The sequence below is a fragment of the Moraxella sp. K23 genome (genome assembly GCF_041154765.1).
GTDB lineage: Bacteria > Pseudomonadota > Gammaproteobacteria > Pseudomonadales > Moraxellaceae > Faucicola > Faucicola tetraodonis.
The window spans coordinates 1,974,208-1,992,934 of record NZ_AP031595.1 but is presented as its reverse complement, the minus strand read 5'-3'; the positions used below and the strand labels follow the sequence as shown (position 1 = coordinate 1,992,934).

The window sequence follows — 18,727 nt, the reverse complement described above, 5'->3', positions numbered from 1 at the left end:
AGGAATTCAAAGGAGATTACTCATGCGTACTAAATTATTAGCAGCTACTTTAGCATCAGGTGTTATCTTAACAGGTTGTGCAACAACGCCAACTGGTACGACAACAACAGGCATTACCGACAATAAAGCGCTTATGGGGGGTCTATTAGGGGCAGCCGCAGGCGCGGGTATTTCAAAAGCAACGGGCGGTGAAAAAACCGGTCGTGATGCGGCAATCGGTGGTGTACTAGGTGCAGGCGTGGGTTACTACATGCAGCAACAAGAAGCAAAACTTCGTGCAGAAACCGCAGGTTCTGGCGTGACGGTAACGCGTGACCCAGTGACTAATAACATTAACTTGTCTATCCCAGAAGCGATAACTTTCCGCGTTGGTGATTCTACTATTCTACCTAACTTCTATAATACGTTAGACAAAGTAGCTACCACACTACGTGACTATAACCAAACTAACATTCAAGTAAATGGTTACGCCTCAGTGGAAGGTGATGCAAATAGAAACCAAGAGTTATCACAACGCCGTGCATCAGCAGTCGCTAATTACTTAGTCAATCGTGGCATCTCTAGTAACCGTATCAGCGCTATTGGTCGCGGTGCGACAACACAATTTGGCTCAAGCTATGAACCAAACCGCCGTGTAGAGATGATTATCCTTGCACCGCAATCGGTTAACTAACCAGTCAGTTAACTAATCAAGTCAAGCTAGCTGATATTTTCATCCGCGAATTGATAAAAAAAGCACCTTTTATAAGGTGCTTTTTGTTTAAGGTGCTTTTTTGGTTCAAAAAATAACAAACGGACTATATCGGTGTTATAAAATACTCACCACAATATTATTGCCATTGTCTAAGGCGTCATTATAAAACGCCAATAACTCATCATACGAAGCCAGCAATTCTTTATCCAAGTTTTCCTTTTTGTCTTGCCAAATATTGGGTGGAAAAATAGCTTGCTCACGTAGTGACTTCATCGATACTTTTTCTAAGCGTTTTTTAAAGTTAATTTGTTCTAGTACATCAACGATTTCGACAATATGTGCCCACGGGATAAAAGCAATGAAATCGGCATCTTCATTGTCGCTAAAGGTTTCTACACCCACCACAAACTCGCTGACAGGCTCATCGGGTACAGGTTGGGTGGCGCTGTGTTTGGTTAACACAAAATGGATGATGTCCCACAGTTTGCCCAAATCTACCAATTGTGCTTGAGGCTGCTCACTCATACTTTCAAGTAACGCCGTTCGCGCTGTATCAGTGGCATTTTGCAGTTGCTCGAGCAGGGCGTTATCGACCATCAAATATTGTGCGATCATACAATTTCCTAGTTATAAAGTAGCGAGATATTGGCGTAGTGGGATATGACAGCTCTATCATTTTATGTTAAGACGAGGACCACAAGCGAAGATAGTATAACTCATACAGCAAGCGATTTTGACGATGTATTGACTTGAATTAAACCCACTCATTTAGCATACTGATTGGGCTGATTTATTTAACCGATTAGACCTACTGACATATTGATTAAGGACGCTAAAATTGCGGTATTAAAGAAAAATGATAACACACAATGAATGGTACCGATGATCCGACTTTGCTGGGTATTGAAGGCGACATCCGCTGTTTGACCAGATGTGCCAATGATGTAGGAAAAATATAAAAAATCCCAGTAGGCGGGGTCGTCATCGTTAGGAAAATCTAGCATTTCTGTGTTTTTTTCTTCTTTAAGCAAGAAATACTCGTGGGTGTAATGAATAGCAAACATGGTATGAATAAACAGCCAGGCCGTCAAAATCGTCATGGCGGTGAGCGCGATATGAAACAGCATCAAAGCGCCTTTGGCGTCCTTGCTCGCGCCCAACTCTACGACAATCGCTAGCATACTGACAATGGCTGTGACAAAAACCAAAATCAGCATTAACATCGTGCCTTCGTCTTCAGCATGGGCTTTATCCAAAATTGCATTTTGATCGGCTTTATACATCATCCGAAAAATAGCCAGTAAATAAACCCAAAGTCCGATATTCCAAGCCAGCAAAAATTGCGTCACAAACTTCAATTTATCATAGGCTACCGCCAACGTCCAATCTTTGGGCAATAGGCCAACCAGCGTCGATAACCCAAAATACACCACCACCATGGTGGCAAACCCTAACAGTAGACGAGGGCGGCTTTGAAAAAAACGATAGATGTAACCGATCATGGCTGTTTTCTCATAGCGGTTTCCTTACGGTTGTCTGCTCACGGCTGTTCACTCAGGGCTGTCTGTGTCGGCTTGTTGGGTGCTTTGCGTGGGTTGATGTAGGCGGTAACACGCGAGGTTTTTTGCGCGATTGTGGCGTTATCGTTGCCGCGGATAAAGGTTGGACACCCAGTCGCTTTAAATCGGCAGGTGATAAATGTATTTGTGTGGATGCGCCAACCTCTAAATTTCCCAAACTAAAGCCACTTGATGCCATGCGAATCAGCCGTAAACAGGGCAGTCCCACATGGGCCGCCATGCGACGTACTTGACGATTTTTACCTTCAAAAATAGTAATGGCGAGCCACGTGGTGACTTTGCGTTTGGCAATCTTGTCCGGCGCTTGCCAAATATGCTCGGCAATTTGTGTTTCGCTTAGCCGTACAACTTCGGCAGGTAAGGTGATACCGTCTTTGAGTGGCACCCCTGTTTGTAGTTGTTGTAACTGGGCATCGCTTGCATCGCCTTCCACCTGTATCCAGTAGGTTTTGCCTTGTTGTTTGCCTGCATTGGCTTTGGGTGGATGGGTCAAGGCTTTATTGACTTGTCCATCAGCGGTTAGCAGTAGCAATCCTTCGGAAGTGGCATCTAATCGCCCCGCCACGCGTAGGCTTTTGTCGCTAAAATAATCGCTGAGCGTCGCAAAGTTGTTATTATCATCGCTGCGAAATTGGCTGAGTACGCCATAAGGTTTGTTAAATAAAATCAGTGTCGGCATGGTAGAGGATGACAAGTGAGTGAAAAAAGCTTAAAGCGCATCTAGCAGATAAGTGACTCAGTGTAAACGCTAATTTTGGCTATTGCAATTTGGTTATTGCAACAAAGTCACCGTTATAAACCATACCGCGCAACGCCATACATATTTTGCAAAATTGTGCCAAATTGTGCCAGATTGCGTAAAAGGATAAGCCCGTATTTTTGGCTAAAAACAAGGTATAATAATCGGTTCATAAAACTACAATAATACTGACATATGTCCTATCACTACCAATTTACCACTGAGTTTGACTGGCGCTCACAGACAAAGTGGCAGACGCCTGATACGCCCTTTATGCACTTTGATTTTTGGCAAGCGCTGATAGATGCAAAGCTGATTGGCTGGCGCAGCGATTGGTGGGTGCAGTATGTGCAGATTGTCGATGACAGTGCTCAACTGATTGCCGTGATGCCCGTGTTTATCAAAAAGCATCACCAAGGCGAATATGTGTTCGATTTTAGCTGGGCAGAAGCCTTTGAGCGCTATGGTAGAAATTATTATCCAAGATTGGTGACAAGCGTGCCCTTTACCCCCGTCACCGGCGAGCGAATTTGGGTGGCACAAGGTAAGTCATTAACCGCGCCACTGTATCAGACCTTACTACAAGCGATGGATGAATTGGCAAGCCGCTATCAAGCATCCACTTGGCACGGGCTTTTTGTCTCCCCAAAAGATGTTCAAGCGTTGCAAAATGCGCCCAATCTTTGCGAGCGGCTAAGCTGTCAGTTTTTATGGCAAAATCGCAATCTACAGGATAAAAAATGCGCCAATTTTGATGAGTTTTTGGCAACATTAACTGCCAAGAAACGCAAGTCAATTAAGGTGGAACGCCAAAAGGTGCTCAAACAAAATTTAAGTTGTCAGGTTAAAATCGGTGACGATATCACCGAGGCGGATTGGGCAGTTTTTTATCAATGCTATGCCATGACCTATCTGGTGAGAGGACGGCAGCCGTATTTGAATTTAGCATTTTTTAAGCAGCTTGGGCAGACTATGGCAGACAAGCTGATGCTCGCTCAAGCGCATAACGCGCATGGCGATATCGTGGCTTGTAGTTTGTTTTTTTTCGATGACGATGCCGCTATCAGCACGTTATATGGTCGCTATTGGGGCTGCCTAGAAGACTATGATTGTTTACATTTTGAGCTGTGTTATTACCAAGGCATTGAGTTTGCTATCAAGCATGGCCTTCGCTACTTTGACCCTGGTACCCAAGGGGAGCACAAGTTGATTCGCGGCTTTTATCCGGTGTTGACTCATTCGCTACACCGTGTCTACGACAAGGTGTTTGCCCCTGCCATTGCCCAGTTTTGCCAAGACGAAAAGCACGCTATATTGGCGTACCAAGCCGATGCGATGACCGCACTACCTTTTAATGACACCTATAAAAGCCAATTTTTTGGTGATGTTGCCGCGCAAGGCACAATACCCGATAATGAGTTTTTGAAAAAATAATGATAAATGTTGGTCTAAACCTAAACTTAAACCTGGCTAGCACGCATTTGAGTGCGGCACACAAACAGCAGATACCACCCAAACTCATCCCTTGGCTGATGTCAACAGGGTCGCTTACCGCCAAATTTGAAGCCTTATCTCAGCATAGACTCATCGTACAGCCGACGTTTGAAGGGCGGCAAACCTTGTCCCTGAGCGAAAAGCGCCAATTGCAGTTACCGCTTGGGGTGAGCCAATCGGCATGGGTGCGCGAAGCCTTATTATTTGGCAAGCCTAATCAAGAGGCGTGGGTGATGGCGCGGTCAGTATTTCCGTTTACTAGCCTCATTGGTAATGCGCGAAAACTGGCGAATCTGGGCACAACACCGATTGGCTATATACTGTTTCGTCGGCATGGCGCCACGATGACCAACCGCTGGATTGATGTGACAGCGCAAGGCTGGCGACGCACCACCCTTTACCAATGGCAGGGCAGAAATTTTTTGATTAGTGAAACCTTTTTACCTGCGTTTGAAAATAGCCTTATGGGTGAAGAAGAAAACGGCATGATTCATGTCAGCACTGACAAACGAGAAGGATAAGTACAAAAACCACTGTGCCTTGCACTAATTTTACCCGGCCAAAAAACATAACCAAATAAACATCGCTAAAAAACATCGCTAAAAAATATAGCAAAATAAACACAGCCAACCAAAAATCGACAGTCGCAGCGGCTGTCTTTTTTACGGTGACTTTTTAATATCGTGTTAATCGCAGTATCGAGTGATTTTTTGAGCCGCTTTGGTTAGCCCAACGCTTGATAAATAACCTCAAAAATCGCAGGCGAATGATGAGACAAATTCAGCCAAACCTGTGGATTATGCTAACCCAAACAATCAAACCATGCTAAACTAAGCCATATTTTCGGTTTTATCCGCCCATTTTTTGACTCACTTAAAAGGAAATTGCCATGTTTAAAAATGTCACTATTCACCAGTTTGACGCTGAACTTGCCCAAGCGATGGACAATGAAGCCAAACGTCAAGAAGACCATATTGAACTGATTGCTTCAGAAAACTACTGTTCGCCAGCGGTGATGGAAGCGCAAGGTAGCCAATTGACCAATAAATACGCCGAAGGCTATCCAGGCAAACGTTATTACGGTGGCTGTGAATATGTTGACGTGGTTGAGCAATTGGCGATTGACCGTGCCAAAGAATTGTTTGGCGCAGACTATGCCAACGTGCAGCCACATGCCGGTAGCCAAGCCAACAGCGCGGTATTTTTAGCCTTATTAAAAGCAGGTGACACGGTACTTGGCATGAGCCTTGCTGATGGCGGTCACTTGACGCATGGTGCGCATGTGAACTTTTCTGGTATCAACTATAAAGCCGTACAATATGGCTTAAACAAAGAAACGGGCATCATCGACTATGATGAAGTCGAACGCCTAGCCAAAGAGCACCAACCCAAAATGATTATCGCGGGTTTTTCTGCTTATAGCCAAGTGGTTGATTGGCAAAAATTCCGTGACATCGCAGACAGCGTTGGCGCATACTTGATGGTCGATATGGCACACGTAGCCGGCCTGGTTGCCGCAGGTGTTTATCCAAGCCCTGTGCAAATCGCTGACGTTACTACCACCACTACCCACAAAACCCTACGCGGTCCACGTTCAGGCTTAATCCTGGCAAAAGCCAACCCAGAGATTGAGAAAAAACTCAACTCTGCTGTGTTCCCTGGCAACCAAGGTGGTCCATTAATGCACGCGATTGCGGGTAAAGCTGTGTGTTTTAAAGAAGCGTTAAGTGATGATTTCAAAACTTACCAACAACAAGTGGTTAAAAACGCTAAAGCCATGGCGGACGTCATCATGTCACGTGGTTATGACATCGTCTCGGGTGGCACGGAAAACCACTTAATGCTGATTAGCTTAATCAAACAAGAAATCACCGGTAAAGAAGCGGATAAATGGTTGGGCGATGCCCACATCACTGTCAACAAAAACGCGGTACCAAATGACCCTAAATCACCGTTTGTGACGTCAGGGGTGCGTATTGGTACGCCCGCAGTCACTACCCGTGGATTTGGTGAAGCGGAAGTAAGAGAATTGGCTGGCTGGATTTGTGATGTGCTCGATAGCCGCGGTGATGAAAAAGTTATCGGCGAAGTGCGTGAAAAAGTCCAAGCAATTTGCGCCAAACACCCAGTGTACGAGCAAACAGCTTAATCATCGGCTACTAAAAATCGCTCAAAAAACCGCCTAAGTAGTGACTCTAGGCGGTTTTTTTATGGCTAACATTCATTGATTGAAACGGCTCAAATGCCACGCTTTGCCCCTCATATATTATGCACTAGATTTTAAGCTAGGCAAATCGCGATTTACCAATACCAAAGCGTGATAAGAATTTTTTGACTTTATTACCAAAACTACGCGTTTCAACTTCAGTGACCGCATCAACGACATGTCGCGCTTGTAATTTTGGTTGATTGACTAAGGTTTCGTGATAATCATAAGCGCGCTGAATACTGATTTCGAGTAACAACAAATTACTGGGACGCGGCAGGTAGCGATACACTTGCCCTTTATTGATCAAGTCAATTAAGGTGTGGCTGTCGTTGAGTGAGGTGAGTACCAATACCGCTAAATCAGGGAAGCTTTGTTTTAACGCATAGATCACGGGTGAAATGTTCTCGCCACCCAAGGACACATCGGTGATTGCCACGCCAAAACGGTCATTTTCAAGTAACTCAATCGCTTTTTCTAATGAATTTGCCCAGTGCGTTTCAAACTGGGTGAATTTTTGCTGCATCTGTAAATATACCATCTCACTGTCATCGATCACCAACACTTTGCGTTTGGCGATGGTTGGCTGAGTGGCCTGTAGATTTTCTTTGAATACATCTTTGGTTTGCAGCGCGATTTGGGTGGCTTGGTTGACGATATTTTTAAGCTCATCCGTCTGCCAAGGTTTGGTGATGTAGCGAAAAATCTCTCCTTCGTTGATGGAGTCAATTACCGCAGTTAAGTCTGCATAGCCGGTCAATAAGATGCGGATAGTATGGGGTGATACGTCTTTGACCTCTTTTAATACTTCGACACCCAGTTTTTTTGGCATGCGTTGGTCGCTAATCACCACTTGGACCTCATTATTTTGCACATAGCTTAGTAGCTCATCGGGCTCGGTAGTGGTAAACACCTCATGGGTGGCGCGAAAATGCATTTTTAGGCTGCGTAGAATGCGGTCTTCATCATCGATAAAGGCGATTTTGGGTTTGGTTACGGTCGTTATCATGGTCATGTCACTTAGGTATGTTGACTAAAATCAAGGTTGACTACAATTAAGGTTGACTACAATCAAGCGTGGCTTGTATATGGCTGAGCAGCGTGCCTGTCAGCCATCGGTTATCGGTTATCTAACATTAGCATTAGCATTAGCTTTCTTCTGCGATTAAAAGCTTGGGTGATTGTTGGCTGCTAATCGCTGTTTTGGGCAATCTAATGGTAAATGTCGTGCCTTCGCCAAGTTGTGATTGCACATGAATATCGCCGTTATGCTGCTGCATGATTTGGGTCGAAATAGCAAGACCCAATCCCGTACCTTCGCCTGCCGCTTTGGTGGTAAAGAACGGTTCAAAAATCTTGGCTTGGGTCTCAGCGCTCATCCCAGTACCGTTGTCCGCCACACTGATATACACGTTAGCGGCATCTTCTGTGCTAGTAATGTGTAATGTAGGGTGCTGAGTTTGCCCCATCGCTTGTGCCGCGTTATTAAATAGGTTTAGCAGCACTTGGTTAATCTGGGATGGGTTACAACTAACCGGTTCGATAGCATTTAACTCAGTTATCACCTCTAAATGCTTGATATTGTTACGGGCAATGACTAGGGAGTTTTTGATACAGTCGTTGATATCGACGGCTTTGATTTTGGCTTGGTCGATGCGAGAAAAATCACGTAAATTGACGACCAATTCTGAGATTTGGCTAACCCCAAATTTGGCATCATCCACCAATCCATGCAAATCATCACTCACCGCATCGGCGACCAATTCATCACTGCAAGCAATGGTTTGTTCAATCGTTTGATTGATGGTTGCTGTATCAGTCGGCGACGCTTGCATCAGTTGTTTGAGCTGCTGGGTATGGTCAATCAATTCGTCATAACGTACGATATTTTCATCAATCAACTCTAAGTTACTACCCACATAGCCCAATGGCGTGTTCACTTCATGGGCAACACCCGCGACCATTTGACCGATGGTTGCCATTTTCTCTGATTGTACCAACTGCACTTGAGAGGCTTTTAAATCTTTTAATGCTTGGTGCAAGTTTTCGGTACGCTCTGCCACTTGCTGCTCTAAGCGTTCATTGACTTTTGCTAATGCGCCTTCGTTCTCGACCACCCGATCAACCAGCTGGTTCATCGAGTCAGTAATCACGCCAATTTCTTGAATGTTTGCCGGTGGCAATTTGTGCTCACTGAGTGACAGATATTTTTTTTGTGCAATCAATTGACCGATTTCACGGACGTTACGAGCGACTTGGTGCAGCGGTACCGCCAAAATACGGTGGAAAATATAACCACTTAATAGCAGTACCGGTAAGAAACCCAATAGCATATACCATTGCAACTGTTTACCTAGCTGATTGGCAAATAACATCAGTTCTTGATTGGGTTTGACGATGACCATTTTCCAATTGGTCATCGGCATGGCAAAAATAAACGCTGTGGAAGGGGTTTTGAGCAATAAATCGTTGTCTAAGCTGACTTGTTCGACAAAATGAGTAGCGTTGAGATTTTCATTTTGCCCGCTTTGGGTCATTAGCATGGCTGAAATGATGCGTGCTTCTGAGGGAGAAATTTTTTGTAGGTTGGTACTACTCACTAGCGTATTGGTCGTAAAATCAAATTTACCACCGTCTATTTTTTGCGCTTGTTTGATGATGTTGTCATTGATGTTGTCTAAGCTTTTGGCAATGGGGGCAAAATCAGGGTTTTTCTTGGCAAAACTATTGACATCAATCATCTCGCCTTGCGGGTTAGTAGCGGTCACTTGTTTGACTTGGGCTTCATTGGGGAAGGTCAAAAAGTTGTTGTTCATATCGACCAAAAACACATAACCGCCTGTTTTGCGCTGCCATTCTTTGACCATCGACTGCATACGGCCGAGCAGCACATCAAAACTCACCACCCCTTCAAAGCCATTGTTTTGGGCATTAAAAATCGCCTTGGCACAGGTCATGACGGGCTGTTTGGTGGTCGGGTGAATATAAGCACGGCTCCACACACAGTGGTCATGATTGGCATATACGGCGGGCACATACCACCAATCACGGTAATAGGGCATGGCAAGCTGTGGTTGGGTTTTTTGGTCGGCTACCCGATTTGCGGTAAGTTTGGCTGGTGCTTGATAGCCAGGATTGATGGCTTGATATTGGCTGGCAGACTGCATGACACCCTGCATATCGCGTTGCCAAACAAACGCGGCTTCATCGACGTTAGGTTTGTACATCAAAGGATCATACCACACACCACCGCCGACAATGCCTTTATCCATATTTGCCATTAAATTACCAACACTGGTGTTGATGATATCGGCATTCTTGGGCAAACTGCCGGTCATACGGCTCGCTGTCACTGCCATGCCATCAATTTGACTCACACGCGACAAAATACCATTCACCGCCTCATTGCCAGTTTCAATGATAGTCTGAGAGGTCAGTTTGGCGACTTCAGGCTTGGCTTGTTGGTCAATAATCCAATACACCATCGCCAAAAACACCAAAAAAACCAGCAATAATACGCATAGCAAACGTGTGGTAAGGTTGGAAAAATTCATCATTGTCACTTATCTGTTGGCAAATTGATTGGCTAATTAAATGACCTATTGCACCGCTTAGCCCCAAGTAAAAAAGCTTACAAACTCTAACAGCCGCCGTTAACGCAAAATAAAAACGATGGTTTATCTCAATTTCCCAAATTGCGTCATCCTATTGAGAAAATCGATAAACCATCGTCCGTCGGTGACGGTAGTGTAGTTAGGTTATATGACAAAATGATGAATTATACCGATGAAAGGTAATGGGGCAATCCATAGCAAATTTTAAATCGCATTTTGCTAAATTATTAAACTTAAGTTGTATAAAAAGTCGGATGAAATGCAGAAAATGTTACGAATTCATTGTGTGATAGGATGGTGTGATAGCGTGATGTAATAGGATGGACATGAAAAAAGCCCTGAATGCTGTTGAGCGCTTTTCCATGGCTAATAGTTAATGGTGAATGGTTACCGTGTAAACTAACGCTACATTAATGAGATGCTTTATCGTGCTCTGTCAAACGATTAGCTGCTTTATTCATAGCCACTTATGGTATGGATTAATTCGTGCAATCCTTTATTAGATAGCACAATAAATGGCTCACTGGGCTTAATACGGCTGTCCATTTGAAACAACTAATCATTCATATTTGTATCCAAATATTTACTAGCGTAACAGTTTTAAAAATACCCATCGCTTTTCGCGATAGTATCGGCCAAATAAAGCTAAAGCGTTCTTGCCCAGGTGTGCCATATAGCCAATATTAATGCCGCCCTCTAGCGCCAATTCACCGACTGACTAGATTTGGCAAGTGGGTTAGGGGCATTGGGGTATCACTGATGGTAACAGCTAAAAATTGCGTAGACTGGGCAACACCAGATGATGGATTGCCAATTTGAGCAGGCGCATTAAAGACTAAGCGCTAGTGTTAATGTATTGTCTGTCGCTGATTGATAAGCGTCAACGGCATCAGCGGTGAGCTTAGCGGCAGTAGATGCCTTATTGCTAATAGGTACGCCAGATAAAAACGGCAATTGTGAAAACAACCACTCGCTCAATGGCGCTAAATCTTTGATGGGTAACACCAATAAATCTTGCAATAAATAGCCGTTTTCCGTCTCACTACGAGCGGTATAAATAGTGGCGGTATTGGGTTTGCTACTAATTAAATTTTGAACGCTTTCTGCATGACGCAAATCATGATTGACCATAAATAAATCAATTTGCTGATTGTTCGCTGATACCCATTCAAGGTCTGCTTCGAGTCTAAGCAAGAGGCGTAGATAGCCTTTTAGCATCACTTGGTCGCCAGGCTTGATACCAACCAAAGCAATCCGCATCACTTTTTTTAGACGATCTGAGGCAGACGTGACATTCATCCAGTAAACTCTCCAACAGCTAGCGAATTGATCTTTTACACAACTAAAACGCCATCAAGCATCCTTGCAATAAATTATCGTAAACCTGGGCTAGGGATACGTTAACTGGCTATGATGATTACAATTTTTGATGATGTAGCAAATACATGTCGTCTAAAACTAGCGGACTATCTAGCGGGCTATAAAGTTGAGATTTTAGCAACATTCTTATTATTAAGGTAGGTTACATATCTATTATTTATGCCTTTCATACCAATTCTGACAGCGCACAAAAATAACATAAAACAAAAAAACGCTTTTATCCTTGGAATGGTCTTATTGGTAGTCAAACAATCGGTTTAACGACAATTGTTAGCAGGTGCGGTGACTTTCACAGTGACTTGTACATTTGCCAGTGCAAATAGCGATTGCACTTGCTTTTGGGCATTATCATTGGCAGTTTGTAGAATGCCCGAGCGGCAAGCGGATGTCAGCACTTGGTTTTTGCCAGCCACTTGCGCTTGGTTAAATATTTGCGGGTCGGCTTGCACCATGCCAAATACCCCTGTTTGAATATCATACACTTCAATGTTATCTAAGTAACTATCCAAAATCTGCGCAGCGGGCAAGGTGATGCTGACATGGCTACCATCTGGAGTCACTTGTACATCAGTGGGTTCTAATTGATTTAAGTCAATGCCCGCGGTCACCCGTCCATGAGCGACAAACAGCCCCTTTTGCTCATCTTGCCACAGGGCGTACCAATTGCCTTCTTTTTGGCTGGTGATAACGGTATCGACATTATATGCCACGGTTTGTAGTCGATTGAGGCTTTGAATCTTAGTGACCACCCCTTCACGGGTTAATACCTCAACTTTTTTAGGCGTATTTTTTTGTTGCCACTGCAAAAATAGCCAACCCGCCACCGCAATCACCGCCAGTAAAAATAAACTCACCCAAAAAGAAACCGGCTTTTTGTTACCCGATGGGGGCGGTTCTGGCAAGTTTGTAGTCGGTTTTGCCTCAGGTGATGGCGTGGAAGATGAAGTGGGGAGTTGGGTCATTTATCCATTCCTAATCGTTTATTTAATAGTGGATGCTATTTTGTATGGTTATGACTTGCCATAATTTCAATGTAGCTAGTTTAAATAGCCAATGGCTATGACCAAATTGTCATAATTATTGTCCTAATTTATAAAAATGCTAAGTCCAAAAATGCTAATCGCAATAATGCTAAATCCAAAAATACGGCATCGACTTGGCAAAAATTAAAAAAACTATTGCACCACCCAGTGGCATAAAATAAGATAATCGGTTTACCAAATAGTCTATCCATTCTCGTTTTTCTTATTTCAAGCCGTACAAACAAGGTGTGCCATGCGAGCCAGTCAATTTACTTTTGCAACGTTAAAAGAAACCCCAAGTGATGCCGATATCATCTCCAGCCAATTAATGCTCCGTGCAGGGATGATTCGTAAATCTGCGTCGGGTCTCTACACGTGGCTACCGATGGGTCTAAAAACCTTACAAAAAGTTAAAAAAATCATCCGTGAAGAGATGGATGCCATCAACTGCCAAGAGCTGCTAATGCCTGTGGTGCAATCGGCCGAGCTTTGGCAAGAATCAGGTCGCTGGGAAGCCTATGGTCCTGAACTGCTGTGGTTTAAAGACCGTCACCAACGTGATTTTGTGTTAGGTCCAACGCATGAAGAAGTGATTACCGATATCGCGCGTAACTTGTTAAAAAGCTATAAACAGCTCCCTGTGAGCTACTACCAAGTACAAACCAAATTTCGTGATGAAATTCGCCCACGCTTTGGGGTGATGCGTTCACGTGAATTTATCATGAAAGATGCTTATTCGTTTCATATCGACCAACCGTCATTACAGCGCACCTATGATGATATGTACCGCGCTTATCATAATATCTTTACCCGTCTTGGGTTAGACTTTCGTGCGGTGCAAGCCGATACTGGCTCGATTGGTGGATTTGCGTCGCATGAGTTTCAAGTCCTAGCTGGCAGTGGTGAAGACGATATTGTATTTTCAGACAGCTCAGCTTATGCTGCCAATATTGAGCTTGCTGAAGCGGTGGCGGTCGGTGAACGTGCTGCCCCAACGCAGGACAAAGCCGATGTCAGCACGCCCAATATGCCAACCTGTGAGCAAGTGGCTGAGCATTTAGGCTTGCCATTGTCACAGACGGTGAAAACTTTAATCGTCGAAGGTGAAGCTACCGAAGAAGGTAAAGCCACCTTAGTCGCGTTAGTGTTACGGGGCGATCATACCCTAAATGAAATCAAAGCGGAAAAATTGGCGCAAGTCAAAGCCCCACTCACCATGGCGAGCGAAGAGGCGATGCAAGCAGCGGGTCTGCACAAAGGGTATATCGGGGTGTTTGATTTGAACATGCCAGTGATTGTAGACCGTGCTGCTGCGCTGCTATCAGATTTTGTTAGCGGCGCTAACAAGCCAGATTTTCATACCACAGGCGTCAACTGGGAGCGTGATGCGTCCATCACCGAAATTGCCGATATCCGCAACGTGGTAGCAGGCGACCCAAGCCCAGATGGAGAAGGTACTTTACAAATCCGCCGCGGTATCGAAGTCGGTCATATCTTCCAATTGGGTGACAAATACACCAAAGCATTCAACTGTGCGGTGATGGGCGAGCAGGGCAAACCTGTCATTACTATGATGGGCTGTTATGGTATCGGCGTGACCCGTATCGTCGCCGCCGCCATTGAACAAAACCACGATGACAATGGTATCATTTGGAAAACCAGTAGCACAGGTGAGAGCCTTGCGCCATTCACTGTGGCGATTGTACCGATGATTAAAGGCAAAATGAAAGATGCTCTAGACCCAGCGAAAGGGGACAAAGCAATGCAACTTGCCGAAGCGCTTTACACTGAGCTAAAAGCCCAAGGTGTTGATGTGCTACTTGATGACCGAGACGAGCGTGCGGGGGTAAAATTCGCCGATTTAGAGCTCGTTGGCATTCCCCATCGAATTGTTATCTCAGAGAAAAATATCAGTGAAACAGGCGAGGTGAAATACGAATATGTCAATCGCCAAGACGGTGAAAAACAATTACTCACTGCCGAGGAATTAACCCAACTGTTTAAAGACAATCAATTGATTGGCTAATACAATAAGTTACCGCTACAAACGGTGAGGTTTGATAGATGATTTGAGTCGAATATTTACACGTTTTGTATGGTATGGAAAAACTGACAGTGCTAAGATGGGCTGTCAGTTTTTTCTGTTTATCGCTTCATTAAATAGAGTAAGGAAAGTCATGCAATACAAACAACTTACCGCCAGTGTATTTGCCCTGTTGATGGGTGGGGCGATACTGGGACAAAGTTACCAAACCGCCATTGCAGCATCGACGAGCGTCGGACAGATTAATAACGAGCAGCGGCAGGTGACACGGCAAGTCGCAGCGTTGTTGGATCGTAGCCATTATCTAGATAAAAAAATGGACGCGGCAACGGGCAGGCAAATTTTAAGCGACTATTTTGATGCGCTTGACCCCAATCATAGCGTGTTTTTGCAGTCCGATATTGATGAATTTACCCAAAAATATGGCAATAGTTTTGCCGATTATCTCAAACGCGGTGATTTAAAACCAGGTTTTGAAATCTATCAGCGCTTTATTGAGCGCTCAAAAGCGTATTATAGCTTTGCCGACAGCTTGTTAAAATCGCCTGTGAACTTACAGAGCAATGAAACGGTCATTATGAACCGTGAAAAATTGCCACGTTTTAAAACCGTTGCCGAGCAACGCGATTTTTGGCGCAAACAGCTGACCTACCAGCTCATTGGCATGACCATCAATCAAGATGAAGACAAAAACAAAGACAAGTTTTTGCAAGAAAATGCTGATAAATACAACGCCAGTGATTTAGTCAAAAACGAAACGCGCTCACCAAGCCAAGTGCTAGACCAGCGTTTAAAGCGCCAATATGCGCAGCTACAGCGTATCGATAGCGACCAAATCGTTGAAACCCTGTTAAATGCAGCGATGGCAGCCTATGACCCGCACAGTAATTATTTTGCCCCCGTGCAAGCCAATGAGATGCAAATCCAATCGACCCTTGAATTGGTCGGTATCGGCGTCTCGATTCAGCCTGATCGCAAGAATCCTGACTACACCCGTATTATCAGCTTAGTTGATGGCGGGCCTGCCGCTCGTTCGGGGCAAATCAAACCCAATGACTTAATCATCGGCGTATCGACTGAAGATAAAGGCATGGTCGATACCGTCGGTTATTCGACACGGGAAGTGGTGAACCTCATTCGCGGTAAAAAAGGTTCACCCGTCACCGTGCGCGTCAAAGCGCCTAATACCCCAGACAGTAGCGCGCGTAATGTCACCCTCATACGTGACGTGATTAAGCAAGAAGAATCGGGCGTCAATCATCGGGTAATTAGTGTCAAAGATAAAAACGGGCAAGCCAAAAAAATCGGTGTGCTAGAAATCCCAAGCTTTTATCTCAACTATAAAGCCCGCCGTGCGGGAGAAGACTATCGTAGCGTCAGCATTGATACGGAAAAGGCGTTAAAAGCCTTGAACCAGCAAAATATCGATGGCTTAGTGGTAGACCTGCGTGATGACCCCGGTGGCTCACTCGATGAAGTTGCCAAAATGATTGGCCTGTTCATCAAGTCAGGTCCGCTGGTACAGATTCGTGATAACCGCGGCAATATCCAAGTGTATGAAGACGAAGACAAAGGTAAGCAGCTGTATACAGGCCCGATGACCGTACTCATTAACCAAGGCTCGGCATCAGCCAGCGAGATTTTTGCCGCAGCGATTCAAGATTATGGTCGCGGTCTGATTGTCGGCAGCACGAGCACAGGTAAAGGCTCAGCACAAATTCAGCTTGATAACCTTGCTTTAGGGTCAGCGACGTTAACCCAGCGCAAGTTCTACCGTATCACGGGCGGCAGTACCCAAAATAAAGGCGTGGTGCCCGATGTGCCCTTAGTCAATATCTATGAAGGCATGGAGTTTGGTGAACGTAGCATGAAAAACGCATTGGCATGGGATACCATTCGTGCCGCGCCGTACCAACCTGCGGGCAACTATTCCCGTGAGACCTTGCAATCGCTCAATGCCTTGTCACAGCAGCGTCAAGCAGCCAATGCCCAGTTTGCTTATCTAAGCCAACTCAACAGAATCCGTAATGAGGAAGATGATAAGAAACCTGTCAAATTAGACATCAATGACCGCCGTGCTTTCCGCAAAAACATTGAGGCGAAAACGTTGGCGGCAGAAAATGCGAGACGCCAAGCCAATGGGGAAAGCCCCTATAGCACGTGGACAGCGTACCAAGCTGCACAAGATGCAGAGTTAGAAGTCCGTAGCCGTCTAAAACAAGCCGAACGTCCAAAGCTGCCTGAAAGTGAAGCGTTTGTGATTGAAGCGGCTAATGTCATGCTTGATGCACAGACAGTCAACAACCAACGCCCCTAATGGCAAAATGCGTGTAAGCAAAAGCTTACATGCATTGACGTTTGTACGACTGTTACCGAATGGTAAATTTTGTAATAATACATTCAACGGCACAGGGATGGTTCTCAAGGATTGAGATAGGGACAGAATTGCCAATAAGGGAATGGTTTATCGTAGTATTAAGGAATGATGCTTGATAAACACGTGGAGTGAGACTTAGGATGAGTCAAGAAATTCACTACCAGTTAGTAAGGACCTTAAGGATGAGGTCAGTGATGCTAGGATAGCAGGTAAAAAAGCCATATCAGATGATATGGCTTTTTTACTTTGGAGGCGGGGTTAATCTATTCTAGAAACGATAGTCATGACGGGTTGACCAGTCGTCGATTTCTTTTTCTACCACATCTTCGGCGCGGCCATAACGCTCTTGGATTTTACCTGATAGCTTTTGGCGATTACCTTCCAATTGGGTGATTTCATCATCAGTTAAGTCACCCCAAGTTTCTTTTACAGCGCCTTTAACTTGTTCCCATTGGCCTTTAATTGTATTCTCGTTCATGAGTATTATCCTTTTCTGTAATTAGTTTAGTGCTAGATAAATGACTAAAAATATATACCCAGTCATACGTCTTTATTATTGCTTGGATTGTTTGTTGGGTATAAAACTATTATGCCTAAATCTAGCGCACAGTGTGTGGTAAAAACTGTAGTAAAGCATCAAAAAACGTAACTAAATCAATGATTTTGTAAATAATATCAAGCGTTTCTTACATCCCGTAAAATTATTTCATAGGATAAAATTTTGCACAAAAAAAGAAGGCTATAAATATAGCCTTCCATTTAATCTGTCTAAGCTTGCTGAGCTTTAAGGGTGACTTAGTGGTGATGACCGCCTGCACCGTGTACATGACCGTGTTGCAACTCTTCATCTGATGCATCACGAATGCTTGCTACTTCTACATCGAAATGAAGTTTTTTGCCCGCTAAAGGATGGTTAGCATCAACAATCACTTTGTCCTCTTGTACATCTTTCACAGTGACTAACATCACATGACCGTCTTCAGTTTGCGATTGGAACTGCATACCTGGTTGGATATCTTCGACACCTTGGAAGTTTTCGCGTGGGACTTCTTGTACTGCCGCATCATCAAATTCGCCATAGGCGTCTGCAGGTTCAATGCTTGCAGTAAATTTGTCACCCACTGATTTGCCCGCTAATTGTGATTCAAGACCAGGGATAATGTTTTGATGGCCATGTAAATACGCTAAAGGTTGACCTTCTGGTGATTGGTCAATGACGTTACCTTCGTCGTCTTTTAAGGTGTAATGAAAATGTACAACGTTGTTATTATTGATAGTAGACATCGCTAAAATTCCTTATGAATCAATGAATGGATTGGCAAATCGCTTTTTTGGCACAATAAATTAAAAATTGCTAGAAATTAAAAATTGCTAGGATTTTTCACTATCATTACCGTGAAAATCTTTCAACTTTTGGTTAAACCTCAAGATACGCCAAAAAGTGTTAATGTAAATTGTAACATCAATCATTAAAAATTTGGCAGTTATAGACTTTAAAACACATTTTTAATCATTCAACCATACAACACTGTAACAATAAAGCCGTGTTCTGTTATTAATGGCGATAAGATTTAAAA

15 protein-coding genes are annotated in these 18,727 nt (G+C 44.2%); 6 read left to right on the top strand and 9 right to left on the bottom strand.

Translation table 11 applies throughout. From position 1 onward, the window contains the following. The first annotated feature begins 22 nt into the window (after window positions 1-22). Window positions 23-673 (top strand): OmpA family protein, encoded by a 651-nt coding sequence (locus ACAM37_RS08760; protein WP_095356764.1) that lies wholly within the window; start codon window positions 23-25, stop codon window positions 671-673. 135 nt (window positions 674-808) lie between these two features. Here the strand turns inward: ACAM37_RS08760 and ACAM37_RS08755 are convergent, their stop codons facing one another. The 3 genes from ACAM37_RS08755 to ACAM37_RS08745 all read right to left on the bottom strand — a co-directional run bounded on the left by ACAM37_RS08755 (window position 809) and on the right by ACAM37_RS08745 (window position 2,953). After that, the gene (locus tag ACAM37_RS08755) at window positions 809-1,309 is read right to left on the bottom strand and encodes a YfbM family protein (RefSeq protein ID WP_309592898.1); all 501 of its coding nucleotides are present in this window, start codon (window positions 1,307-1,309) and stop codon (window positions 809-811) included. 179 nt (window positions 1,310-1,488) lie between these two features. Beyond that, window positions 1,489-2,196: a DUF1345 domain-containing protein gene (locus ACAM37_RS08750; protein WP_369626026.1), complete on the bottom strand. Its 708-nt coding sequence runs from the start codon at window positions 2,194-2,196 to the stop codon at window positions 1,489-1,491. A gap of 52 nt (window positions 2,197-2,248) precedes the next feature. After that, window positions 2,249-2,953, bottom strand: coding sequence for a pseudouridine synthase (locus ACAM37_RS08745; RefSeq protein WP_369626025.1), 705 nt, complete (start codon window positions 2,951-2,953; stop codon window positions 2,249-2,251). 255 nt (window positions 2,954-3,208) lie between these two features. Between ACAM37_RS08745 and ACAM37_RS08740 the strand changes: the two genes are divergently transcribed. The 3 genes from ACAM37_RS08740 to glyA all read left to right on the top strand — a co-directional run bounded on the left by ACAM37_RS08740 (window position 3,209) and on the right by glyA (window position 6,656). Next, window positions 3,209-4,447, top strand: coding sequence for a GNAT family N-acetyltransferase (locus ACAM37_RS08740; RefSeq protein ID WP_369626024.1), 1,239 nt, complete (start codon window positions 3,209-3,211; stop codon window positions 4,445-4,447). Then, window positions 4,447-5,028 carry a chorismate--pyruvate lyase family protein gene (locus ACAM37_RS08735; protein WP_369626023.1) on the top strand — a complete coding sequence of 194 codons (582 nt, stop codon included), beginning with the start codon at window positions 4,447-4,449 and terminating at the stop codon, window positions 5,026-5,028. Before ACAM37_RS08740 ends, ACAM37_RS08735 begins: the two co-directional genes overlap by 1 nt. A 368-nt stretch (window positions 5,029-5,396) precedes the next feature. After that, window positions 5,397-6,656, top strand: a complete 1,260-nt coding sequence (gene glyA, locus ACAM37_RS08730; RefSeq protein ID WP_312383751.1) for a serine hydroxymethyltransferase — start codon at window positions 5,397-5,399, stop codon at window positions 6,654-6,656. 136 nt (window positions 6,657-6,792) lie between these two features. Here the strand turns inward: glyA and ACAM37_RS08725 are convergent, their stop codons facing one another. The 4 genes from ACAM37_RS08725 to ACAM37_RS08710 all read right to left on the bottom strand — a co-directional run bounded on the left by ACAM37_RS08725 (window position 6,793) and on the right by ACAM37_RS08710 (window position 12,669). Next, entirely contained in the window at window positions 6,793-7,722 is a 930-nt protein-coding gene (locus ACAM37_RS08725) for a response regulator (RefSeq protein ID WP_369626022.1), read from the bottom strand. 139 nt (window positions 7,723-7,861) lie between these two features. After that, a complete protein-coding gene (locus ACAM37_RS08720) occupies window positions 7,862-10,270 on the bottom strand; it encodes a sensor histidine kinase (protein WP_369626021.1) in 2,409 nt (802 codons plus the stop codon). An 885-nt stretch (window positions 10,271-11,155) separates the two neighbouring features. Then, on the bottom strand, window positions 11,156-11,626 hold the full coding sequence (locus tag ACAM37_RS08715) for a hypothetical protein (RefSeq protein WP_369626020.1): 471 nt from the start codon (window positions 11,624-11,626) through the stop codon (window positions 11,156-11,158). A 338-nt stretch (window positions 11,627-11,964) separates the two neighbouring features. Next, entirely contained in the window at window positions 11,965-12,669 is a 705-nt protein-coding gene (locus ACAM37_RS08710) for a DUF4230 domain-containing protein (protein WP_369626019.1), read from the bottom strand. A 313-nt stretch (window positions 12,670-12,982) separates the two neighbouring features. Between ACAM37_RS08710 and ACAM37_RS08705 the strand changes: the two genes are divergently transcribed. Further along, window positions 12,983-14,755: a proline--tRNA ligase gene (locus ACAM37_RS08705; protein ID WP_369626018.1), complete on the top strand. Its 1,773-nt coding sequence runs from the start codon at window positions 12,983-12,985 to the stop codon at window positions 14,753-14,755. A gap of 151 nt (window positions 14,756-14,906) precedes the next feature. Then, a complete protein-coding gene (locus ACAM37_RS08700; RefSeq protein ID WP_369626017.1) occupies window positions 14,907-17,090 on the top strand; it encodes a carboxy terminal-processing peptidase in 2,184 nt (727 codons plus the stop codon). 328 nt (window positions 17,091-17,418) lie between these two features. Here ACAM37_RS08700 and ACAM37_RS08695 read toward each other — a convergent pair whose 3' ends face one another. Both ACAM37_RS08695 and ACAM37_RS08690 read right to left on the bottom strand, forming a co-directional pair. Then, window positions 17,419-17,628, bottom strand: a complete 210-nt coding sequence (locus ACAM37_RS08695) for a CsbD family protein (protein WP_007115433.1) — start codon at window positions 17,626-17,628, stop codon at window positions 17,419-17,421. Between the two features lie 317 nt (window positions 17,629-17,945). Beyond that, window positions 17,946-18,434: an FKBP-type peptidyl-prolyl cis-trans isomerase gene (locus tag ACAM37_RS08690; protein WP_007115434.1), complete on the bottom strand. Its 489-nt coding sequence runs from the start codon at window positions 18,432-18,434 to the stop codon at window positions 17,946-17,948. Window positions 18,435-18,727: the final 293 nt, after the last annotated feature.

Excerpts from the sequence above, each read along its gene's own strand:
- ACAM37_RS08760 (WP_095356764.1), top strand. The coding sequence starts at position 23 with ATGCGTACTAAATTATTAGCAGCTACTTTAGCATCAGGTGTTATCTTA.
- ACAM37_RS08755 (WP_309592898.1), bottom strand. The coding sequence starts at position 1,309 with ATGATCGCACAATATTTGATGGTCGATAACGCCCTGCTCGAGCAACTG.
- ACAM37_RS08750 (WP_369626026.1), bottom strand. The coding sequence starts at position 2,196 with ATGATCGGTTACATCTATCGTTTTTTTCAAAGCCGCCCTCGTCTACTG.
- ACAM37_RS08745 (WP_369626025.1), bottom strand. The coding sequence starts at position 2,953 with ATGCCGACACTGATTTTATTTAACAAACCTTATGGCGTACTCAGCCAA.
- ACAM37_RS08740 (WP_369626024.1), top strand. The coding sequence starts at position 3,209 with ATGTCCTATCACTACCAATTTACCACTGAGTTTGACTGGCGCTCACAG.
- ACAM37_RS08735 (WP_369626023.1), top strand. The coding sequence starts at position 4,447 with ATGATAAATGTTGGTCTAAACCTAAACTTAAACCTGGCTAGCACGCAT.
- glyA (WP_312383751.1), top strand. The coding sequence starts at position 5,397 with ATGTTTAAAAATGTCACTATTCACCAGTTTGACGCTGAACTTGCCCAA.
- ACAM37_RS08725 (WP_369626022.1), bottom strand. The coding sequence starts at position 7,722 with ATGATAACGACCGTAACCAAACCCAAAATCGCCTTTATCGATGATGAA.
- ACAM37_RS08720 (WP_369626021.1), bottom strand. The coding sequence starts at position 10,270 with ATGATGAATTTTTCCAACCTTACCACACGTTTGCTATGCGTATTATTG.
- ACAM37_RS08715 (WP_369626020.1), bottom strand. The coding sequence starts at position 11,626 with ATGAATGTCACGTCTGCCTCAGATCGTCTAAAAAAAGTGATGCGGATT.
- ACAM37_RS08710 (WP_369626019.1), bottom strand. The coding sequence starts at position 12,669 with ATGACCCAACTCCCCACTTCATCTTCCACGCCATCACCTGAGGCAAAA.
- ACAM37_RS08705 (WP_369626018.1), top strand. The coding sequence starts at position 12,983 with ATGCGAGCCAGTCAATTTACTTTTGCAACGTTAAAAGAAACCCCAAGT.
- ACAM37_RS08700 (WP_369626017.1), top strand. The coding sequence starts at position 14,907 with ATGCAATACAAACAACTTACCGCCAGTGTATTTGCCCTGTTGATGGGT.
- ACAM37_RS08695 (WP_007115433.1), bottom strand. The coding sequence starts at position 17,628 with ATGAACGAGAATACAATTAAAGGCCAATGGGAACAAGTTAAAGGCGCT.
- ACAM37_RS08690 (WP_007115434.1), bottom strand. The coding sequence starts at position 18,434 with ATGTCTACTATCAATAATAACAACGTTGTACATTTTCATTACACCTTA.